The sequence below is a fragment of the Halomonas rhizosphaerae genome (genome assembly GCF_030012485.1).
GTDB classification, from domain to species: Bacteria; Pseudomonadota; Gammaproteobacteria; order Pseudomonadales; family Halomonadaceae; genus Halomonas; species Halomonas rhizosphaerae.
This window is the reverse complement of the sequence record NZ_JASCQQ010000007.1, coordinates 152694-179596: the sequence shown is the minus strand read 5'-3', so window position 1 is coordinate 179596 and position 26903 is coordinate 152694. Positions and strand designations below refer to the sequence as shown.

Genomic DNA, 26903 nt, shown 5'->3' with positions numbered 1-26903 from the left:
CGTCGATGAGCGGGGTCGCCCGCCTCGGGCGACGCTCGCCTACAGCGTAGTCGAGCCAGGCATGGAGCGTCACGGCTGGCCGGATGCGCTGCCGAGCAGGTCACGGATCGCCTCGGCCTCCAGGGTTTCCTGCTTCTCCAGGGCCGAGGCCAGGGTCTCCAGGTCGCTTCGATGGGCTTCGAGGAGCTCACGACCGCGCGCCTCGAGGTCGGTCAATAGCCGCTGTATCTCCTCATCGACCAGCCCCGCCATGGCTTCGCTGTGTTCGCGGGACTGGGCAATCTCCTTGCCCAAGAAGACATGCTCCTGACTCTGGGCGAACATGACCGGCCCGATGCGCTCGCTCATCCCCCAGCGTGCCACCATGCGACGTGCCAGCTGCGTGGCCTGCTCCAGGTCATTCTCGGCGCCGCTCGACACCTCTCCGAAGACGATGGACTCCGCCAGGCGGCCGCCGAACATCACGGTGATGCGGTCCCGGAGATAGGCTTCGCCATGGTTGTAGCGCTCCTCGTCGGGCACTTGAGCGGTCACGCCCAGGGCGCGTCCCCGTGGCAGCACCGTGACCTTTTCGAGAGGGTCGGCCTTGGGCAGCAGGTAGGCGAGCAGCGCATGGCCCGACTCGTGGTACGCCACGATGTGGCGCTCGCGCTCGGAGAGGCCGGCATCCTTGGCCTCGCCCAGCAGCAGGCGGTCGCGGGCCGCCGAGAAACAGGCCCAGTCCACCGCCTGCTGGTCATTGCGGCCCGCCTGAAGGGCGGCCTCATTGGCCAGGTTGGCCAGGTCCGCCCCCGAGAAGCCGATGGTGATCTCGGCCAGCCGCTCGAGATCGACGTCATCGGCCAACGGCATGTCGCGCGTATGAACGCGCAGGATATCCCGGCGCGCCTCGCGATGCGGATTCTCCAGGGTGACCTTGCGATCGAAGCGGCCCGGCCGCAGCAGGGCCGAATCCAGCACGTCCGGGCGGTTGGTGGCGGCCAGGACGACGACGGACTCATCGGCCTGGAAACCGTCCATCTCGGAGAGAATCTGGTTGAGGGTCTGCTCGCGTTCATCGTGACCGCCCCCCATGCCGGCGCCTCGGGAGCGACCGATGGAATCCAGCTCATCGATGAAGATGACCGCCGGCGCCTGCTCCTTGGCCTGCTTGAAGAGATCACGGACGCGCGACGCCCCGACGCCCACAAACATCTCGATGAACTCCGAGCCGCTGATGCTGAAGAACGGCACGTCGGCCTCGCCGGCTACCGCCTTGGCCATCAGTGTCTTGCCCGTGCCCGGCGGGCCCATCATCAGGATGCCACGGGGGATCTTGGCCCCCAGCGCCTGGAAGCGTGCCGGCGCCTTAAGAAACTCGACCACCTCGAGCACTTCGCGTTTCGCATTCTCCGAGCCAGCCACATCGCTCAGGCGCACCTGGCTCTCTTCACTGCTCACCCGCCGGGCGCTGGACTTGCCCATATTGAAGAGCCCGCCGCCCGACATGGCACGCTGCTGCATCCGGTTCCAGAACCAGAACAGCAGGCCCAGGATCAGGATCCAGGGCAGAGCGCCGACGAGAATGCGCTGCCACCAGGGCGGATCGATGGGTTCGGCGTCGATGCGCACGCCATTCGCCTCGAGACGCTCGAGCAGGCGCTCGCCCTCGACATCCGGACGCGTGGACTCGAAGCCCTCGGCCTCGCCGAGGTCCCGTGCTTCGAGACCTGCATCGTTGAAGGAGCCTTCCACCGACTGGCCACGCAGCGTGACCGAGTCGACGTGACCCTGGTCCACGGCCGTCAGGAATTCGGAGTAGGTGAGCTCGGCCTGCGGGTGACGCTGGGCCGAATCGAGATAGTGGAACAGCAGCACGATGGCCAGTGCGATCCAGATGAAGAGCCACCACTGCCGACGGGAGGGCTGGACCTCTTCGGGGTACCAGAGGGGCGAACGCTTGGGTCGGTTGCGATCCTGGCCGGAGGAGGAGTCGTTATCGTGTCGGGTCATGGTGGGCTCGGCGTTGGGATCAAACCGTTTCAACATGCCGATACCCACCCGGGATTACAAGCTCACCTTCGGGGCTAGTCGACCGTCACGGTGATCGCCTCAAAGACCGCTGGCGATGGAAGCTCATGTCGCGGTAGTCCATAAAAAAGCAAAGGCTCGCGATGACGGCGTGTCACCGCAGCACCAAGAGATCACAGCTAGCCCCCAAGCCCGATGCCTCCGGCTGCGGTATCGTGGTAGTCCATCCGCGACCAGAGACTGCCCTCCAGAAGGTCACAGCCTTGATGACGCAGATAATCGGCCTGGGCACGGTTCGTCACACCACTGGCTACAACCGCCATGCCGAGTTCCTGGGCCAAGAGGATGGCGGAACGGATGATCGCCTGATATGAGGGATTGTCGAGGCACCTCGAGATGAACCGCTCAGGTATCTTGAGGCTGTCGAAGGGACAGCCGTTGTCGAACTGTCCGAGGAGCGACTGACCGTTGCCGAACTGGTCGATGGCCAACCTGATGCCCAGGGCTTTCAACCGCTGGAGGATGTCTTCGCTGCGCAGCGGGGCGCTCATCAGGCCACTCTCGGTCAGCTCGAGCTCCAGCATCTGGCCAGGAAGACCGCTGCATGAAAGGGCCTGCGCGACCCGCTCGACGAGTCCCTCCCCCTGCAGTTCGGCATTCGATACCTGCACCACCACGTACAGCTCGACGCCCGCATCGAACCAGGCGCGAGCATGTCGACATGCGCTCGAGAGCAGCCAGCGACCGATGGCCGCGACCTCACCGGTTGCTTCGGCGGCCGCCATCCAGCGCGCCTGCCCGATATCACCGAAGCGACTCGAGTGCCAGCGGGGATGAACCGACACGGCCACGACCTGGCCGCCATGCGCACTGATCAAGGGACGATAGTGCAGCTCGAGCTCCCCGCGGGGCAGGGCCTCACGCAGGGCGGAGGAGAGCAGCGCAAGGGGGGCTGGATCCGTGTCATCGAGCAGCGCCGTCGAGAAGAGCTGGTACCGGCGAAGCCCGAGCCGCTGGGCACGACGCCTGGCCAGGTTGGCGTGTCGCATCAACGCCTGGACGCTGTCCCCATGATCGGGAAACAGACTGACGCCAATGCAGCAGCTCGTGAAGACCTGCTGGCCATCGAGCTCGACGGGGGAACTGGTCCAATCGAGCAGGCGCTCGAGGATCGGCCACAACGCTTCTGTGCTCACAAAGCCGGGTAGCACCGCTACCATCTCATCACTGCTGAGCCGGCTGACAATGGCATGACCGCCCAGGCAGCGCTTAATGCGCTGCGCGGTCTCATGCAGGAAGTAATCGCCCATTTCCAGTCCCAGCGAATCATTGATCGCCTTGAGCTGGTCGATGTCGATATGCAGCACCGCGACCTTGCCCCTCAGGGCGGTGGGGGCGGCGATGAAGGCCGCCAGCCGCCGTTGGGCATACTGACGGGTCGTCAGTCCGGTCACCCCGTCGTGGAGGGCATGGTCGGCCAGGTCCATCAGCATAGCGTTGCTTGATGCCTGAACCGCCTCCAGCGCGGCCTCTGCCTGCAGGCGAGAAGCATGTTCGCGGCGCAGTGCCGACGCTTGCTGTTGTAGACGAGAAATCTCGCGCAACTGTTGACGCGGCGCCAGACAGCTGTAGCGCTCGGCCGGCACCACATGGGAGTGGTGATCGCAGATCGACTCGAAGGCACCTTGGGCATCGTCGAAATGCTCTAGCGCATAGCTGCACAGCAGGGTCAGTGGCATGCGGTGGCAAGCCGCGTGCCAAAAGGCCTCGAGACGCACCGCCGCTTCGTGATTGCCCTCCGCGCACAGCAGGTTGACCAGTTCGCCGAAGGCACGGGTGGGCAGGGGCGCCCAGGCGGCGATATCGGCGAGGAGATGCGCTTCGAACAGGGTCTCGTCCGGCATGCCATCCAGCATGATGGTCTGCAGCATCGTCTGGGCATCGTGTGTCACCAGTTGCCCGCTGGCAAGGGCCGCGCCGGTGTCCAGGCCCGACGCCTCCAGCCGCTGCAGCACCGCCGCCAGGTGAGGGGCCGTCAACAACACCACCAGGCGTTCTCCGGCCTCGGCACCGACCTTGAGATAATCGGCCACGACCTCGGCGAGAAAGGCGTCGTCCTCATAGAACTGGACGACATGATCATGGGACTGGCACTGAGCGGCGACGGACACAGGCGACCCTTCCACGACTGGGACATGTCACTCGATCAATTCGCCCACATCAGCTTTATTAACACGACAAGACGTGAATCGATCGAAGTATTGTTTGATAGTTCGACCATCCCTAGGTATCACGCCCTGGGCCAGCAGTCAAAGTCGCATCCGTAATGCATGTTACCGCTCGCCGTGGGACTCCCGCCAGGCCTCGGCGGCCTCCTCGACGCCTGGCTCCTCGTCCCGGGACAGCGCGGCACGCCGCTCGGCCTCCTCCTCGCGGACGTCGTCGATCACGGTCATCAGCTCGTCCACGTCCACGGTACTGGTGTCGTGCTCGAAGCAGCCGGTCAGCTGGCTGTCCGGGTGCAGGTCACCAGCCTCATAGAGCGCCCAGATCTCCTTGCCGTAATCGGTGGCCAGTAGCTCCGGGGCGAAGCGGCCGAAGTAGCGGCGCATGTTGTCGACGTCACGCTCGAACATCATCTCGGCACTGTTATTGCCGGCGGCATCCACCGCCTGGGGGAGGTCGATGATCACCGGGCCATCGGCGGAGAGCAGCACGTTGAACTCGGAGAGGTCGCCATGGATCAGGCCGGCACACAGCATGCGCACCACGTCCCCGATCACCTTGGCGTAATGGGCCCGGGCCTCGTCGGCGGTCAGGGTCACGTCGTCCAGCCGCGGCGCGGTCAGGCCCTCGGCATCGGTGATCATCTCCATCAGCAGCACGCCGTCGACGAAGCCATACGGTTTGGGCACGCGCACGTCCGCCGCCGCCAGCCGGTAGAGGGCATCGACCTCGGCGTTGAGCCAGGCCTGCTCCTGCTCCTTCTGGCCGTAGCGGGTCTTCTTGGCCATCGCCCGGGACCGGCGGCTGTTGCGCTCCTTGCGTCCCTCCTGGTACTGCACGGCCTGCTTGAAGCTGCGCTGCTTGGCCTCCTTGAAGACCTTGGCACAGCGCCGCTCGCCATGGGAGCGCACCACGTACACCTGGGCTTCCTTGCCGCTCATCAGCTGGCTCTCGACCGCGTCGATCAGGCCGTCATCGACCAGCGGTTGCAATCTCTTGGGTATCTTCATGTCACCACGTTGGCATAGAACCCGTCGGCTGGGTATCCCGCGGGCGTATCACGTTTTCCTTCCGGTCAGCGGCTGATGCGGCGGGCACGAAAGGTGCGCCCCTTGAGCTTGCCGTTGCCCAGCTGGTCGAGGGCCGCCGCGGCGACGTCGCGCCGCACGGCCACGTAGGCGCTGTTGGCGAGCACCTTGATCTTGCCGACCTGATCCCCGGCGATCCCCCCCTCGCCGGTCAGGGCACCGAGGATGTCGCCGGGTCGCAGCTTCTGCTTCTTGCCACCACCGAGCTGCAGGGTCGCCATGGCGGGGTGGAAGGGCTGGCGCTCCAGCACCGGGCGTGAGGGCAGCGGCTCGGTCACGAGCGGCTCGCCGAGCAGCTCGGCGAGCCGCGCCAGCCGGTAGTCCTCCTGCTCGGTGAGCAGGGTACAGGCGGTCCCCGAGCCGCCGGCCCGGCCGGTGCGGCCGACACGGTGGACATGCACCTCGAGCTCACGGGCGATGCGGTAGTTGAACACTGCGTCCAGGGCGTCGATGTCCAGTCCGCGCGCGGCCACGTCGGTGGCCACCAGGATCGAGGTGCTGCCGTTGGCGAACAGCACCAGCAGGCGGTCGCGGTCGCGCTGCTCCAGGTCGCCGTGCAGCGCCAGTGCACTGAAGCCCGCGTCGTTCAGGGCCTCGGCGACCTCGTCGGTCTCGCGCTTGGTGTTGCAGAACACCACGCTCGACGCGGGACGAAAGTGCAGCAGCAGGCGGCGCAGCGCCTCGAAGCGGGCCGACTCGTCCGCCACCCGGTAGAAGTGCTGGCGGATCGTGGTCGCGTCGTGGGGCTCGGCCACCTCCACGCTGACCGGCTCGCGCATCAGCCGCTCGGCGATGGGCCGGATGCCCTCGGCATAGGTGGCGCTGAACAGCAGCATCTGGCGGTCCGCAGGGGTCTCGCCGATGATCGCCTCCATGGTCGCCAGGAAGCCCATGTCGAGCATGCGGTCGGCCTCGTCGAGCACCAGGGTCTCGAGCGCCCCCAGGGCCAGCGAGCCCTTGCGCAGGTGCTCCTCCACCCGCCCCGGCGTGCCGACGACGATGTGCGCGCCATGCTCCAGCGATGCCAGCTGCGGCCCCAGCGGGGCCCCTCCGCACAGGGTCAGTACCTTGACGTTGGGCAGGCTGCGCGCCAGGCGGCGGACCTCGCCGGCCACCTGGTCCGCCAGCTCGCGGGTCGGGCAGAGCACCAGCCCCTGCACCCGGAAGTCTGCCACCGACAGCCGCGACAGCAGCGCCAGGCCGAAGGCGGCGGTCTTGCCCGAGCCGGTCTTCGCCCGGGCGATGACGTCGCGGCCCGCCAGCATGGGCGGCAGGCTCTCGGCCTGGATCGGCGTCATGGCGTGATAGCCCAGCGAGGCGAGGTTGGCCAGCAGTTCCGGCGCCAGCGACAGCGTGGCGAAATCGGGAGAGGAATCAGACACGTGGATAGACCTGCAAGGGAAAGCGGGCAGCGGGACAGGGCGCGAAGAGGGCGGGCGCCATCGAGCCGGGGCCGTGGAAGCGATGATGGAGGCCGCCAGCATAGCAGAAAGTGGCGCGCAACACCCGGCTCGGTGATGCCACCGCGACCTTCGCTGCCCGCCTCACCGCTGGCTTGCCCCGCTTACGGACAGGGCCATGTCTCAACGGCGCCCATCTTCTATAGTCAGAGGCAGGGCGGGCGCATGCCACCCGCGACCATCACGCCACATTACGAGGGGGCCCACCGCGGATCATGTGCCTGGCGATTCCCATGCAGATCACCCGTATCGACGGCGACACGGCGCGCGCGGCCTCCCGAGGGATCGAGCGCGACATCGACCTGATGCTGGTCCAGGACCAGGCCCTCGCCGTGGGCGACTTCGTCATCGTGCATGTCGGCTACGCCCTCCAGCGACTGGACCCCGAGGATGCCCTGGCGACCTGGCGGCTTCTCGACGAGATGGACGATGCCACCCTCGCAGAGGCGGACGACGGACGTGCATGAGCTGAGCCTGTGCCGCTCGCTGGTCCGCCAGGCCAGCCGGGTCGCCGCCGAGCATGGCGCGCTGCGCATCCGGCGCGTCAGCCTCCGCATCGGGCCGCTCTCCGGGGTCGAGGCCGCGCTGATGCGCGAGGCCTTTCCGCTGGCCAGCCGCCATACCGCCGCCGAGGGTGCGCGACTGGAGATGGCCAGCTGTCCGGTCCGGGTGCACTGCCCCCGCTGCCGGCAGGAGGCCGAGGCCAGCGTCAACGACCTGAGCTGCCCGCGCTGCGGTCACTGGCAGACCCGGTTGACCGGTGGCGACGAGCTCCTGCTGGTCAGCGTCGACCTCGCCGACACTTCCCTTCCTCCGACCGCATAGGAGCCTCATCGTGTGCCAGACCTGCGGCTGCGCCCTTCCCGATCACTTGCAGCACGCCTCGAACGAGCACGACGTCCACACCGTGGAGGTCCTGGAGGGCCTGAGAGCCCAAAACGACGAGGTCGCGCACCATAACCGCGAGCACTTCGACCGCAACGGGTTGCTGGTCATCAATCTGATGTCCTCGCCCGGCGCCGGCAAGACCAGCCTGCTGGAGGCCACTATCGAGGCGCTGGGCACTCGCTACCGACTGGCGGTGATCGAGGGCGACCTGGAGACCGAGAACGACGCCCGGCGCATCCGTGCCAGGGGCGTTCCCGCCGTCCAGATCACCACCGGCAGCGCCTGCCACCTGGATGCCGCCATGGTGCACCGCGCGGCTCATGCGCTGCCGCTGGAGGCCCTGGACCTCCTGTTCATCGAGAACGTCGGCAACCTGGTCTGCCCCGCGAGCTTCGACCTGGGCCAGCATGCCAACGTCACCCTGCTCTCGACCCCGGAGGGCGACGACAAGCCGCTCAAGTACCCGGTCATGTTCCGCGCCAGCGACCTGGTGCTGGTCACCAAGACGGACCTGCTGCCGGTCCTCGACGACTTCGACGTCGACGCCGTGGCGGAGCACATGCACCGGCTCGCCTCTGCCGCCCCGGTGATGGCGCTGAGCAGCCGCTCGGGACCGCTCGACGCCTGGCTGGAGTGGCTCGAGGCGGGCCTCGCCGAGCGGCGCCGACCGGCCTTCCGCCCGGCGCCTCACGCCGAAGGCGCGCGCCTCCTGTCTCGCCCCCGGGGCCTCGCCTGAGCCATGGCGCTCCCCACCCCCGGCGAGTGGCTGGACCGGATCCGCGCCCTGCCCCGGCCGGCATCGGGCCGCCTGCGGATCATGAACGTCTGCGGCGGCCACGAGCGCACCATCACCCATGCCGGCCTGCGCAAGGTGCTGCCCGACTACCTGGAGCTGATTCCCGGGCCCGGTTGCCCCGTCTGCGTCTGCCCCGAGGAGGACATCCATGCCGCGGTGGCCCTGAGCCTCGCGGACGACGTCATCGTCGCCACCTTCGGCGACATGATGCGCGTGCCCTGCAATGCCCCCCGGCGGGAGCCGCGCTCCCTGCAGGCCGCCCGCGCCCTCGGCGGCCGGGTGGTCCCGGTCGCCTCCCCCGGCGAGGTGCTGACCCTGGCCCGCCAGCATCCCGGAAAGCGGGTGGTCTTCTTCGCCGCCGGCTTCGAGACGACCACGGCACCGATCGCCGCCCTCTTCTCCCGGACGGACCTGCCGGACAACCTGCTGCTGCTGCTCAGCGCCCGCCAGACCTGGCCGGCCATCGCCCACCTGCTCGCGGACGGCGCGCCGGGCTTCGATGCGCTGATCGCCCCCGGGCATGTGGCGACCATCATGGGCGCCGAGCAGTGGCGCTTCGTGGCCGAGGCGCACGGCCTGCCCACCGCCGTGGCCGGCTTCACCCCCGGCCTGATCCTGGCGGGCCTGCATGCGGTACTCCAGCAGGCGCTCGACCGCACCCCGCGGCTCGACAACGCCTACCCGCAGTGCGTCACCGCCGCCGGCAACCGCCGGGCACAGGCGCTGATGGGCTCGCTGTTCGAGGTCACCGACGCCGAGTGGCGCGGCATCGGCACCCTGCCCGATTCCGGCTACGGCTGCACCGCGACCCTGGCCGAACGCGATGCCCGCCGACACTTTCCCGAGGTGTTCGAGGCCGCCTACGCGCGACGCGGCGAGATGCCGCCCGGCTGCGACTGCGCCGAGGTGGTGCTGGGGCGCATCCGCCCCCCCCAGTGCCGACTCTACGGCAGCGCCTGCCGGCCCGAGAGCCCGGTGGGCCCCTGCATGGTCTCCGAGGAGGGCGCCTGCCGGATCTGGTGGAGCCATGGCGTCCGGCCGTCGCAGGAAGCGCCCGCGGGGCGGAACGCCGCCACCCCGGTCGACGCTGCCCCTGGTGAGACTGACCCTGGTGAGACAGTCCCGATCGAGAAAGCCCCCGGTCAGGAGGCGCGACGCTGGGTACTGGCCGGCGTGGTCCAGGGCGTGGGGTTCCGGCCCTTCGTCCAGCGGCTGGCCAGCCGGCTGGACCTCGCGGGCCAGGTGCGCAACAGCGGCGGCAAGGTGGTGATCGAGGCCCAGGGACGCGCCGACCGCCTGGACGCCTTCGAGCGGGCACTGCTCGCCGAGGCGCCGCGGCTGGCGCGCCCGCGCCTCGCTCGCCGCGAGACGATCCCGGCGACGCTGAGCCCGCCGGACGCGGCCCGGCCGAACGCGGCCCGGCCGTTCGTGATCCAGCCTAGCGACGGAGAGCCGGGCGGCGCGATCCACCTGCCACTGGACACCCCGGTGTGCCCGGCCTGCCTGGCGGAGGTGCACGACCCGCAGGACCGCCACCACGGCTACCCCTTCACCCACTGCGACCAGTGCGGCCCGCGCTACAGCGTGATCGAACGGCTGCCCTACGACCGGGCGCGCACCAGCCTCAAGGCCTTTCCGCTCTGCCCCGAGTGCCGGCGGGAATACGACGACCCGCACAGCCGACGCTTCCATGCCCAGTCGATCGGCTGCCCACAGTGCGGGCCGCGGCTGACCTTTGTAGAGGGGTTCGTGGAGGGCAACCGGACGCTCACGGATCCCGAGGAGGCGCTGGCGGCCGCCATCGCGGCGCTGGCCGATGGCCGGATCGTGGCCGTGAAAGGGGTCGGTGGCTATCACCTGATGGCCGATGCCGGCAACCCGGCGGCCCTGGCGACCCTGCGCGAGCGCAAGCATCGGCCGCACAAGCCGTTCGCCGTGATGCTCCCGTGGCAGGGCGAGGACGGCCTGGACGCCGTGCGCCGGCATGCCCGGCTGGAGCCAGCCGCCGCCGAGGCCCTGCTCGCCGACGAACGGCCGGTGGTGCTACTCCCGCTGCGCGCCGACCACGGCCTCGAGGCGGGCCTCGCCCCCGGGCTCGACGAGGTCGGCGTGCTGCTGCCCTATGCGCCCCTGCACCACCTGCTGCTGGAGGCCCTGGCGCGCCCGCTGGTCGCCACCTCGGCCAATGTCGCCGGTGAGCCGATCATCGCCGACCGGGCCATGGCGGAACGACGCCTGGGCCGGGTGCCCGATGCCTTCCTGCACCATGACCGCCCCATCCTGCACCCCGTGGACGACGGCGTCCGCCGGCCCATCGCCGGCAGGGCGCGCCCGCTGCGCCCGGGGCGGGGCAGCACCCCCCTCGAGCTCGAACTGCCCTGGCGCCTGCCCCGGGCCCTGCTCGCCGTGGGCGCCCAGCAGAAGAGCACGGTCTGCCTGGCCTGGGATTCGCGGCTGGTGCTGTCGCCGCACATCGGCGAGCTGTCGGCGCTGCGCACCCAGCAGGCCTTCGCGCGGCAGATCGAGACCCTGACCGGGCTGTATGGCGTGCGCCCCGAGCTCGTCCTGCATGATGCCCACCGCGGCTACCACAGCACCCGCTGGGCCCGCGACAGCGGCCTGGCGTGCCGGGAGGTCGCCCACCACCACGCCCATGCCGCCGCCCTGTGCGGGGAACACGGCCGCTTCCGGGAGCCGACCCTGGTGTTCACCTGGGACGGTACCGGGCTGGGCCCGGATGGCACCCTGTGGGGCGGCGAGGCCCTGCTCGGCCGACCGGGGCGCTGGCGGCGCCATGCCTCGTTCGCGCCCTTTGCCCTGCCCGGCGGGGAGGCGGCCATCCGGGAGCCCTGGCGCCTGGCCGCCACCCTGGGCTGGCAGAGCGGCCTCGAGGGGCCGGTCGCCGAGGGCACCGATGAGGAGCTAGCCCTGCTGCGAGCGGCCTGGGAGCGGCGCCTCAACGCCCCCGCCTGTTCCGCCGTGGGCCGGCTCTTCGATGCCGCCGCAGCCCTGCTGGTCCCGATGCCCCGGATCAGCCACGAGGCCCAGGCCGCCATGTGGCTCGAGACGCTGGCCGAGGGCGACGGCCAGCCGCTCGAGCTCCCCCACCGACGCGACCCGGCCGGGGTGCTACGCTGTGACTGGCGCCCGCTGATCCGTCACCTCCATGACGCGCGCCTCGCCCCGTCCCGGCGCGCCGCGGACTTCCATGCCACCCTGGTCCGGGTGCTGCGCCGACAGGCCGGGGCGGCCCGGGACACCAGCGGGGTGGAGACCCTCGGCCTGACCGGCGGCGTGTTCCAGAACCGCCGGCTGACCGAGGCGGCCGTGGCAGCCCTGGAGGAGGACGGCTTCACGGTGCTGCTGCACGAGCGACTGCCCTGCAACGACGCCGCCATCAGCGTCGGCCAGGTCATGGAGTGCCTGGCCCGACGGTCACGGCACGAGGAGGAGTGAGTGACCCAGCCCGGCCCCGACACGGCCACCGTCACCCTGGCCCACGGCAACGGCGGGCGCCTCATGCGCCAGCTGATCGATGCGGTGTTCGTCCGCCAGCTGGGCAACCCCTGGCTGTCACCGCTGGCCGATGCCGCCGTCCTGCCCCCCTTCCCGGACGGCGACCATGAGCTGGTCTTCACCAGCGACGGAGTCACCGTGCAGCCGCTGTTCTTCGCCGGGGGCGACATCGGCAGCCTGGCGGTGCACGGCACCGTCAACGACCTCGCCGTCTGCGGGGCGACCCCGCGTTACCTGAGCCTCAACGCCTTCCTGGAGGAGGGGCTGCCGCTCGTGGAACTCGAGCGGATCGTCGCCAGCCTGGCCGAGGCCGCCCGGGCCTGCGACGTCCAGGTGGTGGCCGGCGACACCAAGGTACTGCCACGTGGGCTCTGCGGCGGGCTCTACTTCGGCGTGTCCGGGATCGGCACGCGGCCCGCCGGGCTGGCCCTCGGCACCCGCGGCATTCGTGCGGGGGATGCGGTGCTGGTCAGCGGGCCGCTGGGCGACCACGGCATTGCCGTGATGCTGGCCCGCGAGGAATTCGGCCTGAGCGGCGACCTGGCCTCCGACAGCGCCAGCGTGCTGCCCCTCACCCGCACGCTGCTGACGATGCCCGGCCTGCGTTTCATGCGCGACCCGACCCGCGGCGGCCTGGCGACGGTGCTGCTCGAGGTGATCCAGGCCACGGGGCTCGGCGTGACGCTCGAGGAGCCCCGGCTGCCGATCCGCGGCAGCGTGCGCAGCGTCTGCGACATGCTGGGCTACGACCCCCTCTATCTGGCCTGCGAGGGGCGGGTGGTGGCCATCGTGGCCGAGGACGAGGCCGACGAGGCCCTGCGCCGCTGGCAGGCGCTGCCGCAGGGACGAGGGGCGCGGCGGGTCGGCGCGCTCGACCCGCACCACGACCGGCTGCTGCTGGTCAACGAGTGGGGCGGCGAGCGCCTCCTGCAGGAACTCGAGGACGACCCGCTGCCGCGCATCTGCTGAACCCCGGCGGCACCGGCCACCTGACGATCGTTGAACGGGACACGGCACCATGAAGGTACGGCACTTTCTCGCCCGCGAGCACCTCCAGTCACTCCTCGACCGGCTGGTGGAGGCGGGCTATGAGGTCATCGGGCCCCGGGTGCGCGATCATGCCATCCTCTTCGAGCCCCTCACGACGGTGGCGCAGCTGCCTGTCGGGATCATCGACGACCAGGCCCCCGGCCACTACCGGCTCGAGCGCACCGATTCCGGACGCGTCTTCGACTGGGCCACGGGCCCCCAGGCGATCAAGCCGCTGACCTTCGCCCCTCGCGAGACCCTGTGGCGAAGCGAGCGCCAGCCCGACGGGCGCCTGGTGTTCCGCGAGCAGCCCCCCGAGGCCCAGCCGACGGCGGTCATCGGCGTGCGGGCCTGCGACCTGGCGGCCCTGGCGGTCCATGACCGCCACTTCCTGCATGACGCCCACCCGGACCCGCTCTACCGCGAGCGACGCCAGAACCTCTTCCTGGTCGCCGTCAACTGCATGCGCTCCGCGGCCACCTGCTTCTGTACCGCCACCGGGGACGGTCCGCGGGCACAGCACGGCTTCGACCTGGCGCTCTCGGAACTCGACGACGGCTTCGTGGTGGAGGCTCACACCCAGGAGGGCCAGGCCATCCTCGACACCCTGGAGACGACCCTGGCAAGCCATGACCAGCTCGAGCAGGTGGAGGCCGGGGTCGAGCGTGCCACCCGCCAGCAGACACGCAGGCTGCCCGACGGCTCGCTGCCGGAGATGCTGCAGGCGGCCGTTGCCCACCCCCACTGGCAGAGCCTCAACGACCGCTGCCTGACCTGCGGCAACTGCACCGCGGTCTGCCCCACCTGCTTCTGCCAGACCCACGTCGACGAGCTCTCCCTGGACGGCCAGACGGCCAGCCACGGCCGGCAGTGGGGCAGCTGCTTCGACCCCGACCACAGCTACATCCACGGCACCGTCATCCGGGCCGAACGGCCCCAGCGCTATCGCCAGTGGCTGACCCACAAGTTCGGCACCTGGGTGGAACAGTACGGCCGCAGCGGCTGCGTGGGCTGCGGCCGCTGCATCGCCTGGTGCCCGGTGGGCATCGACGTGACGGAGGAGCTGGCCGCGCTCTCCAGAGCGCCCGATGACGCGCTGTCTATAGCGCCCGACGACGCGCTGTCCAAGGCGCCCGGGGACGCCCCTCCCAAGGCACCCGACGGGGAGGACCCGCCATGACCAGCCCGCTGGTACCCCACGAGGCCGAGGTCGTCGGCCGCAGGGACGAGACCACGGACATGTTCAGCCTGCAGCTGCGCTTCACCGACCCCGAGGTGCAGGCCGCCTACCGCTTCACCATGGGCCAGTTCAACATGCTCTGCCTGCCGGGCATGGGCGAGGTGCCGATCTCCATCGTCTCCGACCCCGACGAGCGGGCGATGATCGACCACACCATCCGCAAGGTCGGCTCGGTCACCCGCAACCTGGGGCGGCTCGAGGTCGGCGACCGGCTCGGCCTGCGCGGCCCCTACGGTCGCGGCTGGCCCACGGAGGAGGCCGAGGGTACCGACCTGGTGATCGTCACCGGCGGCCTGGGCTGCGCCCCGTCGGTCTCGCTGATCGAGTACGTCCTGCACCGGCGCGGACGCTACGGCCGGATGCATATCATCCAGGGAGTGAAGCACTCCAACGACCTGATCTGGCGCGATCGCTACGCCGCCTGGCGCCGTCACCCGGACGTCGAGGTCTACCTGACCGCCGACACCGGCGATACCTTCTGGCCCTGGCAGACCGGCCCGGTGACCCAGTTCTTCGAGCGCATCGACTTCGACTCGGCGCGCTGCTCGGTCTTCATCTGCGGCCCCGAGGGCATGATGCGGGCGGTGATCAAGGCGATGCGCGAGCGCGAGGTGCCGGAAGAGCGGATCTGGCTCAGCATGGAGCGCAACATGCACTGCGCCATCGGCTCCTGCGGCCGCTGCCAGCTGGGGCCCAAGTTCGTGTGCCGTGACGGCCCGGTCTTCACCTGCCGGGAACTGGCGCCCTACCTGTCGCACAGGGGAGTCTGACCATGACCACCGGGACCCGCCGTCCACGCATCGCCGTGCACAAGTTCAGCTCCTGCGACGGCTGCCAGCTGGCCTTCCTCAACCTGGGCGAGCCCCTGCTGGCCCTGGCCGAGGCCGTCGATATCCTGCACTTCGCCGAGGCCGGGCCGGTCGACGAGGAGGCCGAGGTCGACATCGCCTTCGTCGAGGGCAGCGTGGCCACCTCACAGGACGCCGCGCGCCTGCACGGCATCCGCCAGCGCAGTCGCTACCTGGTCACCATCGGCGCCTGCGCCACCGCCGGCGGCATCCAGGCGCTGCGCAATCTCCACGACGCCGACGCCTGGGTGTCCGGGGTCTATGCCCAGCCCGAGCATATCGACCTGCTCGCCGACTCGACGCCCATCGCCGAGAGCGTCAGGGTCGACCTGGAGCTCTGGGGCTGCCCGGTCAGCGGCGAACAGGTGCTCGGCGCCACCAAGGCGCTGCTGGCCGGCCACTTGCCCCGGGTCGACCATAGTGCGGTCTGCATGGAGTGCAAGCGCCAGCAGGCGGTGTGCGTGATGGTCGCCCAGGGCCGGCCCTGCATGGGGCCGGTCACCAGCACCGGCTGCGGCGCGATCTGCCCCCGCTGGCAGCGCGACTGCTACGCCTGCTACGGGCCCGCCGTGCAGGCCAACGTCTCGGCACTGGCCACCCACCTGGCCGATACCGGCATGCCGGCCGACGAGGTTGCCCGGCGCCTGCTGTTCATCAACGGCCATGCCGAGCCCTTCCGGAGTGAGGGCCTGGACTGGCAGGCACGGGTCATCACGCGTCAGGGACGCGAGGAGGAGCAGGGATGAGCCACGACACGCGAACCGGCGAGATCCATGTGCCCATCCTGGCGCGGGTCGAGGGCGAGGGCGCCCTGGACATCCGCATCGAGGCCGGCCGGATCGAGGCGCTGACGCTGCGCATCTTCGAGCCACCCCGGCTGTTCGAGAAGCTGCTCGAGGGGCGCAGCACCCAGGACGTGATCGACAGCGTGGCCCGGATCTGCGGCATCTGCCCCGTGGCCTACCAGATGAGTGCGGTGGCGGCGATCGAGTCGATCCTCGGCGTCACGCCGAGCCCCTGGGTGGAGGCGATGCGCCGGGTGATGTACTGCGGCGAGTGGCTGCAGAGCCACAGCCTGCACATCCACCTGCTGGCCGCCCCCGACTTCCTCGGGTACGACAGCGCCCCGGCGATGGCCCGGGACTACCCGGACGAGGTGCGCCGCGGCCTGCGGCTCCAGGGGCTCGGCAACGAGATCATCCGCACCTTCGGCGGCCGCTCGGTGCACCCGGTCGGCATCCGTCCGGGCGGCTTCTTCCATGCCCCCGACACGGCGGCCATGCAGACCCTTCGACAGCGCCTGGCGGAGGGCCTCGAGGAGGCCCGCGCGCTGATCGCCTGGGTCGCCGGCCTGCCGCTGCCCGAGGACGACCAGGACTTCGTCTCGGTCTCGCTGCGCCATGACCACGACTACCCCATCACCGCCGGCCGCATCGTCTCCGACCAGGGGCTCGACATCGCCCCGGCCGACTTCGAGCAGCACTTCCGCGAGTTCCAGGTCCCCCACTCCACCGCCCTGCACGCCCAGCTCGACGGCCACCCCTACCTGGTCGGGCCACTGGCCCGGCTCAACAACAACCTCGACCGGCTGCCCGAGGAGCTGCGACAGCGGCTCGACGACCTCGGCCTCCCCTTCCCCAGCCGCAACATGTTCCACAGCATCGTCGCCCGGGCGGTGGAGATGCATGTCGCCCTGGGCGAGGCACTGCGCCTCACCGAGGACTATGTCCCCGCCGCCGAGCCCCATGCCGAGACGCCCGCCCGGGCCGGGGTCGGCATCGGCTGCACCGAGGCCCCCCGCGGCATCCTCTGGCACCGCTATGCGCTTGACGAGAGCGCCCGGGTCGTCGAGGCCCGGATCGTCCCCCCGACCAGCCAGAACCAGGCGCGGATGGAGGAGGACCTCGCGGCGAGCCTGACGCGCTTCGGCCTCGCGCGCGACGACGACGCCCTGCGGCTGCATGGCGAGATGGTCATCCGCAACTACGACCCCTGTATCTCCTGCGCCACCCATTTCCTGGACTTCAATGTCTTGCGAAAAAATGTCTTGCGAAAATAAGCCACGAGGGAATGAGCCGGGCGTGACCGGGCCGGGCATTGCCCGGCAGGACGGGGCCGCTGGCCGGCCCGGCGGCCATGCCTACCTCTTCGGGCTCGGCTCGCCCCATGGCGGGGACCGCCTGGGCTGGCTCGCCGCCGAGTGGCTGGGCGATGCGCTGCGCGAGCGCAATGACATCACGGTCGCGCGACTCGACCAGCCCGTCGACCTCTTCCTCCACGCGGTGACGCCACGCGACCGCCTGCTGCTGGTCGATGCCATGCGGGGCCAGGGGCCGCCCGGCACCCTAAGGAGCTTCGCTCCCGAGGAACTCCCCCAGGCCGCCGCGCGGCTGTCATCACACGGCCTCGACCTGGCGAGCACCCTGGCGCTGGTCGAGGCCCTGGGGCTCTTCCGGGCGGGCATCCGGATCATCGGCATCGAGATGCCGGCAGACGCAGGCCCCGAGATGACGGCACCAGGGCTCGACACGGCGCAGGCCCGGCGACTGCACGCGGCGGTCCTGAGCTGGCTCGATGCCGGCTAGCTAGGGTCCCCGGCCAGGGCAGGCCTCAGGGGCGTCATCCTCGCGCCGCGCCAGGGGCAGCGGCCCGTGTTCCTTGACGGTCTGGATGGCGAAGTTGCTGCGGATGTCACTGACGCCGGGCAGGCGCAGCAGAGTCCCGGTCAGGAAGCGCTCGTAGGCCGCCAGGTCCACCACCACCACCTGCAGCAGGAAGTCCGACTCCCCCGACACCAGGTGGGCGGAGACCACCTCCGGCAGCGCCGCGACCGCCTCGCGGAAGGCGTTGGCCTGGGCCTCGTGGTGGCGCTCCACCTTGATGCCGACGAAGACGGTGAGGCCGAGGCCCACCCCGCCGCGGTCCAGCTCGGCGTGGTAGCCGCGGATCAGCCCCGCCGCCTCCAGCTGGCGCACCCGTCGCAAGCAGGGCGAGGGCGAGAGGTTCACCTCCTCGGCCAGCTGAACGTTGGTCAGCCGGGCGTCGCGCTGCAGCGCCGCCAGGATGCGGCGGTCGATGGCATCCAGCCGAGTGGTTGGCACAAACTTTCACCTCACTCATCTTCATTGGCATTTTCTGGCAATTATAGCCATTTTCGTGGCCGATTTCGCAAGGACCTGCCGGCGCCCCCGGGGCTAGACTGGCAGCGTTCCAGCAGGAAGTTTCACGACGGCAGGAGGCGAGTCCATGGAACTGTGGCTGTTCATCGGTGCCCTGGCGGCGGTCTACCTGCTGCCCGGCCCCGACATGATCCTGGTGCTGCAGACCGGCAGCCAGCAGGGGCACACCCGAGCGCTGGCCACCGCGGCGGGACTGGCCGTGGCGCGCGGCCTGCACCTGGCCCTGGCGGCCCTGGGACTCGCCACGCTGTTCACCACCGCGCCCTGGACCTTCGATGCGGTGCGCTATGCGGGGGGCGCCTACTTGGCCTGGATCGGCCTGCAGCTGTTCCGTTCGCCCGGCGCCACGACGAACACCGATGCGGTCAGCGTGGGGATGCTCGCCGACGGTCACCGCCGCGCCTGGCGCCGTGGCCTGCTGACCAACCTGCTCAACCCCAAGTCGCTGCTGTTCTGCTCGGTGCTGCTGCCCCAGTTCGTGTCTCCCGGCGAGGGGCCCGTGCTGCTGCAGTTCGCCCTGCTGGGCGGACTGCTGGTGGGCATCGGCCTACTGTTCGATGCCGGCTACGCCACCCTGGGGGGCTCGCTGCAGCGCTGGTTCGCCGGCAGCCCCCTGAGGGCGCGCCTCCAGCGCTGGACCTTCGGCTCGCTGATGATCGGCTTCGCCCTTCGCCTGGCCGCCTGAGGGGCACCGCCTTGTCCTGCGTCAAGACGCCACCATTGTGGCTCGGCGGCCCATCCCCACCCTGTGCCATAGTGGAGCCATGCACACCGACGCGCCCACCAATGAGAGGAGAGCCCGATGCAGGAACGTGAGGTCGATATCGCCATCATCGGCGCCGGCAGCGCCGGCCTGAGCGCCTGGCACGGCGCCAGCAAGCACAGCGACAGCGTGCTGCTGATCGAGGGCGGGGCCTATGGCACCACCTGTGCCCGGGTCGGCTGCATGCCCTCGAAGCTGCTGATCGCCGCCGCCGACTCCGCCCACCACGCCCGTGATGCCGGCGGCTTCGGCGTACGCACCGGCCCCGTGGAGGTGGACGGGCGCGCCGTCATGGAACGCGTCCAGCGCGAACGGGATGGCTTCGTGGGAAGCGTGATGAAGACGGTGGAGCGCCTGGGCGAGGCCAACCGCCTCGAGGGCCATGCGCGCTTCGACGATCCGCACACCCTGATCGTCGGTGACCATACCCGCGTGACGGCGCGCACCATCGTCATCGCCACCGGCTCGCGCGGCACCTGGCCGGACTTCTTCGAGGCAGCCGGCGACCGGCTGGTGGTCAACGACGCTGTCTTCGAGTGGGACGACCTGCCCGAGTCGGTCGCCGTGTTCGGCCCCGGCGTGATCGGCCTGGAGCTCGGCCAGGCGCTGCACCGGCTGGGCGTGCGCCTGCGGGTCTTCGGCGTGGGCGGCGCCCTGGGCCCCTTCCAGGACGAGGCCGTGAGGGACTACGCCGACCGCACCTTCAACGAGGAGTTCTACGTCGACCCCGACGCCAAGGTGGAGAGCATCGAGCGCGACGGCGACGCCGTGGTGATCACCTTCCTCGAGCGCGATACCGGCAAGCGTCTCACCGAGCGTTTCGACTACCTGCTCGCGGCCACCGGCCGGCAGCCCAACGTCGACCGGCTCGACCTCGAGAAGGCCGGCCTGGCCGTCGACGACAAGGGCGTGCCGCACTACAACCGCTTCACCCTGCAGTGCCGCAATGCCGATGACAGCCCCAGCCACATCTTCATCGCCGGCGATGCCAACCAGGAGTTGCCGCTGCTGCACGTGGCCAATACCGAGGGGCGGATCGCCGGCGACAATGCCGGGCGCTACCCGGAACTGCGTACCGGCATCCGCAACGTGCCCCTCGTCGTGGTCTTCACCGACCCGCAGATCGCTACCATCGGCGCCAGCCGCGCCGAGTTGGAAACCCAATACGGCGGCTGCGACTGCATCGCCACCGGCGAGGCCTCCTTCGAGGACCAGGGGCGCGCCGTGGTGATACGCCAGAACCGCGGCCTGATGCGCCTCTACGCCGAGCACGGCTCGGGCCAGTTCCTGGGCGCCGAGCTGTTCGGTCCGCGGGTGGAGCACATGGCGCACCTGCTGGCCTGGATGCTGGAGCAGAAGCCCAACGTGAGCCGCCTCCTCGAGATGCCCTTCTACCACCCGGTACTCGAGGAGGGGCTGCGCAGCGCCCTGCGCGACCTCAATGCCAACCTGCAGCAGGGCCCGGCCATCACCGAGCGCTGCATGGAGTGCGGGCCCGGAGACTGAGCATGAGGCCAAGCCGCATCGCTGCCCTTCTCGCTTCGGCCCTGCTCATCCCTGCCCTGCTGGCGGCCCCTATCGCGGCGGAACCCACCGACACCCCGGCGCCCCGTCCGACCATCGGCCTGGTGCTGGGCTCGGGCGGGGCCAACGGCCTGGCGCACATCGCTATCCTGCAGGTCTTCGACGACCTCGAGATCGTGCCCGACCGCATCGTCGGGAGCAGCATCGGCGCGGTGATCGGCGGGCTCTATGCCGCCGGACTCCCGGCCGAGGCGATCCGCGACATCTTCGACGACGTGGCCGGCTCGCCGCTGGATGCCCTCTCGGGCCTGGCCGAATCGGAGGTGGAGCTGTCGGCGCTCATGCCGTTCGGGAGCGACGATGCCGGGCTGCTCGACTCGGCCGGCTTTCTCCACTTCCTGGCCGGCCATACCGAGGTTCGCACCTTCGACGCGCTGCGCATCCCGCTCGAGGTGGTGGCCACCGACTACTGGACGGGGGAGAGCGTGACCCTCGGCGAGGGCCCGCTGTTCCCGGCCATCGAGGCCAGCATGGCGGTGCCGGGGCTCTTCCTGCCCATCCACCATGGCAAGCAGCTGCTGATCGATGGCGGCATCTCCAAGCCCCTGCCCTTCGACCTGCTCCACGGCGAGGTCGACCTGGTCATCGCGGTGGACGTCTCGGGCAGCCGACAGCTGGAGGATGGCGAGGAACTCGGCCTGAGCGACATGCTGTTCAACAGCTTCAAGATCATGCAGCAGGCGATCATCCGACAGGCCCTCCACCACCAGCCACCCGACATCTACCTGCGCCCGGAGACCCGGGGCGTGCGCCTGCTGCACTTCAACCGCATCGACGAGATCCTGCGCCAGACCGAGCCCACCGCCGCGGAGTTCCGTGACCTGCTCGAGGGCTGGCTGGCCCTGCAGGCCGAAGAGCGGAGATGAAGCCCAGGCTCAAGGGCGTAAGCGACCACACCTCCGGGCCGACCGGACGATCCTTCCAGACCGATGGCCACTGAAGGTCCCCGGCCAGCCCTCCTCACCCGGCAGCTACACTGTGCTCAGCACGACCAGGAGCGCATCATGGCCCAGCCTCTTCCTCCCCTTTCCCGCCGCCGGCTGCTGCGCGGCCTGCTCGCCGCGGCGGCCGTCACGGCGCTGCCCTCCCCCGGTGGCCTGGCGCGGGCGGCCGAGCCGCTGACCCGCGAGCTGCCCGGCACCGGCGAGGCGCTGCCACGGGTCGGCCTGGGCAGCTGGATCACCTTCAACGTCGGCGATGATCCGGTACTGCGCGAGGAGTGCACCGCGGTCATGGCGGCCTTCTTCGCCGCAGGCGGACGCCTGATCGACTCCTCGCCGATGTATGGATCGTCGCAAGCGACGATCGGTCATGCCCTGGAGCGCCTCGAGGCCGTCGATTGCGTCTATGCCGCCGACAAGGTCTGGACCTCCAGCCCCGCCGAGGGCCCGGCGCAGATCGAGGCGTCCCGCCAGGCCTGGGGCGTGCCGCGCTTCGACCTGCTGCAGGTCCACAACCTGCTGGGTTGGGAAGGCCATCTCGAGACCCTGCAGGCGATGAAGGCGGCCGGCGAGGTGCGCCACCTGGGCATCACCACCTCCCACGGACGACGCCATGAGGAGGTCGAGAGAATCATGCGCCGCGTGCCGCTGGACTGCGTCCAGCTCACCTACAACATCGTCGACCGCGAGGCAGAGAGTCGCCTGTTGCCCCTCGCCCGGGAGCGCGGCATCGGCGTGATCGCCAACCGTCCCTTCCAGCGCAAGCGCCTGATCCGGCGCCTGGCGGGCAAGCCGCTGCCGCCCTGGGCCGCCGAGATCAACGCCACCACCTGGGCGCAGTTCATCCTCAAGTTCATCATCTCCCACCCGGCGATCACCTGTGCCATCCCTGCCACCACCCGCGTGGACCATGTCCGCGAGAACCTCGCCGCCGCCCGCGAGCCACTGCCCGACGACGCCATGCGCCGCCGCATGGCCGACCACGTGCGGGGGCTGTAGGGCATGGGTGGCGGCGCCTGGTGGAGCTATCGCCCCGAGGACCTGCTGATGTTCTCGCCACGGGTCTATGCGCGACTGTTCGAGCTGCATAACCAGGCGCTGTGGCCCGCCCAGTTGCTCGCCCTTACGCTGGGTGGCATGGCACTGGTCGTCCTGCTGCGCCCCGGCCCGCGCGGCACTCGCCTGGTTGCCATGCTGCTGGCCGTGGCCTGGGCCTTCGTGGCCTGGGCCTTCCTGTGGCAGCGCTACGCCCCCATCCACTGGGGCATCGCCTATGTCATCCCGCTGTTCGGCCTCGAGGCGCTGCTGCTGGTGGCCCTGGGCAGCCTGGGCGGCGGGCTGCGCTTTCCGGGTCACTGGAGCGTGCGGCGCGGCCTCGCCCTCGGGCTGTTCGCCTATGCCCTGGCCCTGCACCCGCTTACCGCCCTGGCGACGGGGCGGGGCCTGTCGGGCGCCGAGGTCATCGGACTCACGCCCGACCCGCTCGCCATGGCGACCCTGGGCCTGGCGGCCGCGGCCGAACCGGCCCGCCGCGCCTGGCTGCTGCTGCTCATTCCCGTGCTCTGGTGCCTGCTGAGCTGGCTCACCCTCGACACCCTCGGCGACCGTAGGGCCTGGCTGCCCCTGCTGGCCGTCATCGTAGCCCTGGCGGCGAGGCTGTGGCCACGAGCACCCTCCCCGGGATAGGGCCGGTGGGCCGGGCGCGTTCATGCCAAGCGGAACAGCGGCCACAGCCCGAACCACAGTACATAGCCCAGCGAGGCCCCCATCAGGCCGTCGATGCGCCCGGCCGGGCGGTCGTCCCGGAGGTGCCGGGCCAGCCGCCAGGTCAGCCAGGCGCCATGGGGAACGACCACCCAGGCGATCCCGGCGAAGGCCCCCGCCGCCAGCCCCAGCGCCTGCCAGGCCAGGGCACAGGCGGCGGCGAGCAGCGTGCCGGCGAGGGCCACCCATAGCGCGCCCCGGCGTCCCAGGCGGACCGCCAGGGTGCGCTTGCCGGCACCGGCATCGGCCTCGAGGTCCGGAATGCCCGACAGCGTGATGGAGGGCAATATGCCCAGCAGCAACGGCAGGCTGAGCAGCCAGGGCAGCGGATCGGCCCAGTCCCCGCCGAGAAACACGACACCGCAGAGCATCACCCCGATGCTGTGGGTGACCGCGACATCCAGCTCGCCCAGGCCACGATAGCTGAGCATCAGGGGCGGCGCCGTATAGCCGATGGCCAGGAGCCCCAGCACCCCAAGCGCGACGATCACCGCGGCCGGAGCCGCCGGCGTCACCGCCAGCAACCACGCCGTGCCGCCCGCCAGGCCCAGCAGCGCGACGAGGACCCCGCTCTTGACCTCGCCCAGGCTCAACGAGCCGTCGACCAGGACGCGAGAGCCCCCCGTGAAGGTGCTGTAGAAGCGGTTGGCGCGGTCGGTGCCCAAGTCAACCACCTCGTTGATCAGCACGGTGGCCACCTCCAGCAGGAACAGGCAGAGGTAGCCGAGCCAGAACACCGGGTTGCCGAACACGCCCCCGGCCGGTGCGGCGGCCAGCGCCCCGACCGCATAGGCCACCCAGGTCATGGGATAGAACTGCAGACGCAGCCCGCGCAACCAGGCGCCGGCCTTGTGCCTCACTCGCTCCGCGGGGGTGATCCGGCCCTGCGCCAGCTGCCGGCCCTGGTGGTGCGCGCGAGCCAGCCAGGCCTGGCGCCGTGCCGGGGAGGCAGCCTTGACCGAGCCGAACACCAGCGAGCGCACCGGGCGAATGCCGCAGAAGCCCAGGGTCGCCCGCGCCAGGGCATTCCTGCCCGGCTCGCGGTAAAGCAGCCGATGGATCAGCGGCGGGGTGTCCATGGTAGTGATGAGCTGTGCCGAACGACCGGTCAGCAGCCCTTGATAGCCGATGCCACCCTCGCAGGTCCGGAACGCGAACCCCGGGGCCATGAGTCGGTCGAGAAACCCCTTGAGCAGAGCGGGCGCCCCGCCCCACCAGGTGGGATAGACGAACACCAGATGATCTGCCCAGGCGACGAATTCCCGCGCCTGGCTCAGGTCGTCCTCGAGGGGCTGGTCGTTGGGCGACGGGGTACGCACATGGGGGTCGAATTCCAGCGTCGCAAGGTCCAGGCGGCGCAGCTGCGTACCCGCCACGCGGGCCCCTTGGCAGAAGGCATCCGCCAATGCACCGCACAAGCTGTCGCTGCGCGGATGCCCGAGGATGACCAGCACCTTGATCGGCGACCGAAGCTGGGCTCGGCCATCGACCGGCGTGTCGTTCGTCCTGAACGTTGTCATACCTTACTGTGTCATCGCATTGTCTGGCGGAGGTGGAGAAGGCCATGCCCATCATCGAGCACGATGCCGAGATCGCGGCCAGTCCACGGGAGGTGTTCGCCCTCGTCGGCCGAGTGGAAACCTTTGCCGACTACAGCGACGCCATTGACACCATAGTTCGCCTGGGGGAGCGTCGCTACCGCTGGCGGGTGCGTATCGCCGGCATACCGCTGGAGTTCGATGTGGAGATCACCGAGTTCGCGCCCCCCGAGCGATTCGCCTGGCGCTCGGTGTCCGGCGTGCCCAACCATGGCGAGTACCGCCTGACGCCCAGCGAGGGAGGCACCCGCATCCACCTGACGCTGGCCTACAGCGTGCCGCCCCCGCTCGAGAAGGTCGTCAATGCCGCGGCCAGGCCCCTGCTCCACAAGCTCGGCCGCGACATCATCGACCGGGTGGAGGCGCAGCTGAACGCCCGGCAGCGCCCCCGGGATGGTGCCCCACCGTGAACGTGACGAGAGACCCTCGCCGCCACCCGCGACCCCCGCCCTGCGTTGACTCGCCCCGCGGAGGGCACGGCGAGAGCCTGGTAGGCTGGTCCCATCAGCGCTCGTCCCCCCTCCGGTCAGGATACCCGTTCCATGTCCCGATCCCGCCTGTTCACCGCCACCCTGCTGCTGTCGCTGGCCCTGCTCCAGGGTTGCGAGCCCGGTGAGCCCCCGGTCGTGCTGCTCGACCCGCCCGAGCCGGGCGAGACGCTGAGGGTCGCCAGCCGCAACGCCGCCACTACCTACTACCTGGACCGCCACGAGACCCCGGCGGGGCCGGAACATGACCTTGTCCAGCGCTTCGCCGAGGCCCATGGCTGGGAGGTCGAGTGGATGCTGCAGGACTCCACCGCCGAAGTACTGCAGGCCCTGGAGGACGGCGAGGTCCACCTGGCCGCCGCGGGGCTGACCCACCTGCCTTCCCGCGACGCGCGCTTCCGGCGCGGTCCCGGCCATACCGACATCGTCGAGCAGCTGGTCTGCCACCGCGACATGCGGCCCCTGCCGCGCCGGGTGGAGGCGCTGGCCGGCGTCGAACTGCGCGTCACGGCGGACTCCAGCTATGCGGAAAAGCTCGAGAGCCTGGTCAACCGCCACACCGGCATCACCTTCGAGGAGGACCCGCGCACCACCGAGGTACTGCTGGCCGAAGTGGCCGAGCGACGCATCGACTGCACCCTGGCCGACTCCAACATCGTGCGCGTGGTGCGCCGCCACTTTCCGCACCTGGAGGTCGCCATGAACCTGACCAGCGGCGACCGGCTGGGCTGGTACCTGCCCGAAGGCCACCAGGCGCTCGCGGAGATGGCCGGGCAGTGGATGGGGAGCGCCGAGGGACAGCAGAGCGTCGCGGCGATGGAGGAGCGCTACTACGCCTATATCGGCGAGTTCGACTTCGTCGACCTGCGCACGCTGAACCGGCGCATCGACGAGCGGCTGCCCTCCTTCCTCGAGCTCTTCGTGGCGGCCGAGGAGGCCACCGGGATGCCGGCCGACCTGCTCGCGGCCCTGGCCTACCAGGAGTCGCACTGGGACCCACAGGCCGTCTCGCCCACCGGGGTGCGCGGTATCATGATGCTCACCCAGAACACCGCCCAGTCCCTCGGCGTCGACAACCGCCTGGACCCGGCCGCGGCGATCGACGGCGGCGCGCGCTATCTCGCCGACCGCCACCAGCGCCTCCCCGAGTCCATTCCCGAGCCGGACCGCACCTACCTGGCCCTGGCGAGCTACAACATCGGCCGTGGCCACCTGCTGGACGCCCGGGAACTGGCGCGCGAGCTCGGCAGGAACCCGGACTCCTGGGAGGACATGAGGGAGGTGCTGCCGCTCAAGGCCGACAAGCGCTACTACCCGCAGACCCGCTACGGCTACGCGCGGGGCTACGAGCCGGTGCACTACGTCCAGCGCATCCGCAACTACCAGGACGTGATCGGCGCCGCGGTGGCAACGTCGATTGACGAAGAGTGATCACCCTGGCCTCGCTTCCAGACCAGGAAGCGCTGCGCCTCACAGAGCCAGCAG

General features: G+C 70.2%; 23 protein-coding genes. 17 read left to right on the top strand and 6 right to left on the bottom strand.

The annotated features are described in order from the left end of the window. Positions 1 to 69: 69 nt before the first annotated feature. From ftsH to dbpA, 4 genes are all read right to left on the bottom strand, one after another. Complete coding sequence (gene ftsH / locus QLQ86_RS03225; protein ID WP_282815890.1) at positions 70 to 1992, bottom strand: ATP-dependent zinc metalloprotease FtsH; 1923 nt, start codon at positions 1990 to 1992, stop codon at positions 70 to 72. A 197-nt stretch (positions 1993 to 2189) separates the two neighbouring features. After that, positions 2190 to 4103: a putative bifunctional diguanylate cyclase/phosphodiesterase gene (locus tag QLQ86_RS03220; RefSeq protein WP_282815953.1), complete on the bottom strand. Its 1914-nt coding sequence runs from the start codon at positions 4101 to 4103 to the stop codon at positions 2190 to 2192. A 240-nt stretch (positions 4104 to 4343) separates the two neighbouring features. Then, positions 4344 to 5246, bottom strand: coding sequence for a PA4780 family RIO1-like protein kinase (locus QLQ86_RS03215; protein ID WP_282815889.1), 903 nt, complete (start codon positions 5244 to 5246; stop codon positions 4344 to 4346). Positions 5247 to 5311: 65 nt separating this feature from the next. Further along, entirely contained in the window at positions 5312 to 6706 is a 1395-nt protein-coding gene (gene dbpA, locus QLQ86_RS03210) for an ATP-dependent RNA helicase DbpA (protein ID WP_282815888.1), read from the bottom strand. A 293-nt stretch (positions 6707 to 6999) separates the two neighbouring features. Between dbpA and QLQ86_RS03205 the strand changes: the two genes are divergently transcribed. Genes QLQ86_RS03205 through QLQ86_RS03160 form a run of 10 tightly spaced genes read left to right on the top strand, consistent with a single transcriptional unit; the run spans position 7000 to position 17686 of the window. Continuing rightward, complete coding sequence (locus QLQ86_RS03205) at positions 7000 to 7251, top strand: HypC/HybG/HupF family hydrogenase formation chaperone (protein ID WP_282735437.1); 252 nt, start codon at positions 7000 to 7002, stop codon at positions 7249 to 7251. Continuing rightward, entirely contained in the window at positions 7244 to 7609 is a 366-nt protein-coding gene (locus tag QLQ86_RS03200; protein ID WP_282735436.1) for a hydrogenase maturation nickel metallochaperone HypA/HybF, read from the top strand. The genes QLQ86_RS03205 and QLQ86_RS03200 overlap by 8 nt, the downstream gene beginning before the upstream one ends. Positions 7610 to 7619: 10 nt before the next feature. Beyond that, on the top strand, positions 7620 to 8408 hold the full coding sequence (gene hypB / locus QLQ86_RS03195; RefSeq protein WP_282815887.1) for a hydrogenase nickel incorporation protein HypB: 789 nt from the start codon (positions 7620 to 7622) through the stop codon (positions 8406 to 8408). A 3-nt stretch (positions 8409 to 8411) separates the two neighbouring features. Further along, entirely contained in the window at positions 8412 to 11924 is a 3513-nt protein-coding gene (gene hypF / locus QLQ86_RS03190; protein WP_282815886.1) for a carbamoyltransferase HypF, read from the top strand. Next, entirely contained in the window at positions 11925 to 12953 is a 1029-nt protein-coding gene (hypE, locus tag QLQ86_RS03185; protein ID WP_282815885.1) for a hydrogenase expression/formation protein HypE, read from the top strand. Positions 12954 to 13002: 49 nt separating this feature from the next. After that, positions 13003 to 14193 (top strand): 4Fe-4S dicluster domain-containing protein, encoded by a 1191-nt coding sequence (locus tag QLQ86_RS03180; protein WP_282815884.1) that lies wholly within the window; start codon positions 13003 to 13005, stop codon positions 14191 to 14193. Beyond that, the gene (locus QLQ86_RS03175; RefSeq protein ID WP_282815883.1) at positions 14190 to 15023 is read left to right on the top strand and encodes an FAD/NAD(P)-binding protein; all 834 of its coding nucleotides are present in this window, start codon (positions 14190 to 14192) and stop codon (positions 15021 to 15023) included. Before QLQ86_RS03180 ends, QLQ86_RS03175 begins: the two co-directional genes overlap by 4 nt. A 2-nt stretch (positions 15024 to 15025) precedes the next feature. After that, positions 15026 to 15847, top strand: a complete 822-nt coding sequence (locus tag QLQ86_RS03170) for an NADH-quinone oxidoreductase subunit B family protein (RefSeq protein ID WP_282815882.1) — start codon at positions 15026 to 15028, stop codon at positions 15845 to 15847. After that, positions 15844 to 17160: a Ni/Fe hydrogenase subunit alpha gene (locus QLQ86_RS03165; protein ID WP_282815881.1), complete on the top strand. Its 1317-nt coding sequence runs from the start codon at positions 15844 to 15846 to the stop codon at positions 17158 to 17160. Before QLQ86_RS03170 ends, QLQ86_RS03165 begins: the two co-directional genes overlap by 4 nt. 22 nt (positions 17161 to 17182) lie before the next feature. Further along, positions 17183 to 17686: a hydrogenase maturation protease gene (locus QLQ86_RS03160; RefSeq protein ID WP_282815880.1), complete on the top strand. Its 504-nt coding sequence runs from the start codon at positions 17183 to 17185 to the stop codon at positions 17684 to 17686. On the opposite strand, the gene QLQ86_RS03155 is transcribed toward QLQ86_RS03160, so the two are convergent. After that, positions 17687 to 18202: an Lrp/AsnC family transcriptional regulator gene (locus QLQ86_RS03155; protein ID WP_282815879.1), complete on the bottom strand. Its 516-nt coding sequence runs from the start codon at positions 18200 to 18202 to the stop codon at positions 17687 to 17689. A 145-nt stretch (positions 18203 to 18347) separates the two neighbouring features. Between QLQ86_RS03155 and QLQ86_RS03150 the strand changes: the two genes are divergently transcribed. The 5 genes from QLQ86_RS03150 (at position 18348) to QLQ86_RS03130 (ending at position 23254) form a co-directional block, all read left to right on the top strand. Then, positions 18348 to 18965 (top strand): LysE family translocator, encoded by a 618-nt coding sequence (locus tag QLQ86_RS03150; protein ID WP_282815878.1) that lies wholly within the window; start codon positions 18348 to 18350, stop codon positions 18963 to 18965. 117 nt (positions 18966 to 19082) lie between these two features. After that, entirely contained in the window at positions 19083 to 20549 is a 1467-nt protein-coding gene (locus QLQ86_RS03145; protein ID WP_282815877.1) for a dihydrolipoyl dehydrogenase, read from the top strand. Between the two features lie 2 nt (positions 20550 to 20551). Continuing rightward, positions 20552 to 21493, top strand: a complete 942-nt coding sequence (locus tag QLQ86_RS03140) for a patatin-like phospholipase family protein (protein WP_282815876.1) — start codon at positions 20552 to 20554, stop codon at positions 21491 to 21493. A 138-nt stretch (positions 21494 to 21631) separates the two neighbouring features. After that, positions 21632 to 22567: an aldo/keto reductase gene (locus QLQ86_RS03135; RefSeq protein ID WP_282815875.1), complete on the top strand. Its 936-nt coding sequence runs from the start codon at positions 21632 to 21634 to the stop codon at positions 22565 to 22567. Positions 22568 to 22570: 3 nt separating this feature from the next. Then, positions 22571 to 23254: a DUF6064 family protein gene (locus tag QLQ86_RS03130; protein ID WP_282815874.1), complete on the top strand. Its 684-nt coding sequence runs from the start codon at positions 22571 to 22573 to the stop codon at positions 23252 to 23254. Between the two features lie 20 nt (positions 23255 to 23274). Here QLQ86_RS03130 and QLQ86_RS03125 read toward each other — a convergent pair whose 3' ends face one another. Beyond that, on the bottom strand, positions 23275 to 24852 hold the full coding sequence (locus QLQ86_RS03125) for an NAD(P)H-dependent oxidoreductase (protein WP_282815873.1): 1578 nt from the start codon (positions 24850 to 24852) through the stop codon (positions 23275 to 23277). Between the two features lie 44 nt (positions 24853 to 24896). Here QLQ86_RS03125 and QLQ86_RS03120 point away from each other — a divergent pair, with 44 nt between their 5' ends. Both QLQ86_RS03120 and mltF read left to right on the top strand, forming a co-directional pair. Continuing rightward, a complete protein-coding gene (locus QLQ86_RS03120) occupies positions 24897 to 25340 on the top strand; it encodes an SRPBCC family protein (protein ID WP_282735420.1) in 444 nt (147 codons plus the stop codon). 132 nt (positions 25341 to 25472) lie between these two features. After that, positions 25473 to 26849, top strand: coding sequence for a membrane-bound lytic murein transglycosylase MltF (mltF, locus tag QLQ86_RS03115; protein ID WP_282735419.1), 1377 nt, complete (start codon positions 25473 to 25475; stop codon positions 26847 to 26849). Positions 26850 to 26903 lie beyond the last annotated feature (54 nt).

Excerpts from the sequence above, each read along its gene's own strand:
- ftsH (WP_282815890.1), bottom strand. The coding sequence starts at position 1,992 with ATGACCCGACACGATAACGACTCCTCCTCCGGCCAGGATCGCAACCGA.
- QLQ86_RS03215 (WP_282815889.1), bottom strand. The coding sequence starts at position 5,246 with ATGAAGATACCCAAGAGATTGCAACCGCTGGTCGATGACGGCCTGATC.
- QLQ86_RS03205 (WP_282735437.1), top strand. The coding sequence starts at position 7,000 with ATGTGCCTGGCGATTCCCATGCAGATCACCCGTATCGACGGCGACACG.
- hypF (WP_282815886.1), top strand. The coding sequence starts at position 8,412 with ATGGCGCTCCCCACCCCCGGCGAGTGGCTGGACCGGATCCGCGCCCTG.
- QLQ86_RS03180 (WP_282815884.1), top strand. The coding sequence starts at position 13,003 with ATGAAGGTACGGCACTTTCTCGCCCGCGAGCACCTCCAGTCACTCCTC.
- QLQ86_RS03175 (WP_282815883.1), top strand. The coding sequence starts at position 14,190 with ATGACCAGCCCGCTGGTACCCCACGAGGCCGAGGTCGTCGGCCGCAGG.
- QLQ86_RS03170 (WP_282815882.1), top strand. The coding sequence starts at position 15,026 with ATGACCACCGGGACCCGCCGTCCACGCATCGCCGTGCACAAGTTCAGC.
- QLQ86_RS03165 (WP_282815881.1), top strand. The coding sequence starts at position 15,844 with ATGAGCCACGACACGCGAACCGGCGAGATCCATGTGCCCATCCTGGCG.
- QLQ86_RS03150 (WP_282815878.1), top strand. The coding sequence starts at position 18,348 with ATGGAACTGTGGCTGTTCATCGGTGCCCTGGCGGCGGTCTACCTGCTG.
- QLQ86_RS03145 (WP_282815877.1), top strand. The coding sequence starts at position 19,083 with ATGCAGGAACGTGAGGTCGATATCGCCATCATCGGCGCCGGCAGCGCC.
- QLQ86_RS03140 (WP_282815876.1), top strand. The coding sequence starts at position 20,552 with ATGAGGCCAAGCCGCATCGCTGCCCTTCTCGCTTCGGCCCTGCTCATC.
- QLQ86_RS03135 (WP_282815875.1), top strand. The coding sequence starts at position 21,632 with ATGGCCCAGCCTCTTCCTCCCCTTTCCCGCCGCCGGCTGCTGCGCGGC.
- QLQ86_RS03130 (WP_282815874.1), top strand. The coding sequence starts at position 22,571 with ATGGGTGGCGGCGCCTGGTGGAGCTATCGCCCCGAGGACCTGCTGATG.
- QLQ86_RS03125 (WP_282815873.1), bottom strand. The coding sequence starts at position 24,852 with ATGACAACGTTCAGGACGAACGACACGCCGGTCGATGGCCGAGCCCAG.
- QLQ86_RS03120 (WP_282735420.1), top strand. The coding sequence starts at position 24,897 with ATGCCCATCATCGAGCACGATGCCGAGATCGCGGCCAGTCCACGGGAG.
- mltF (WP_282735419.1), top strand. The coding sequence starts at position 25,473 with ATGTCCCGATCCCGCCTGTTCACCGCCACCCTGCTGCTGTCGCTGGCC.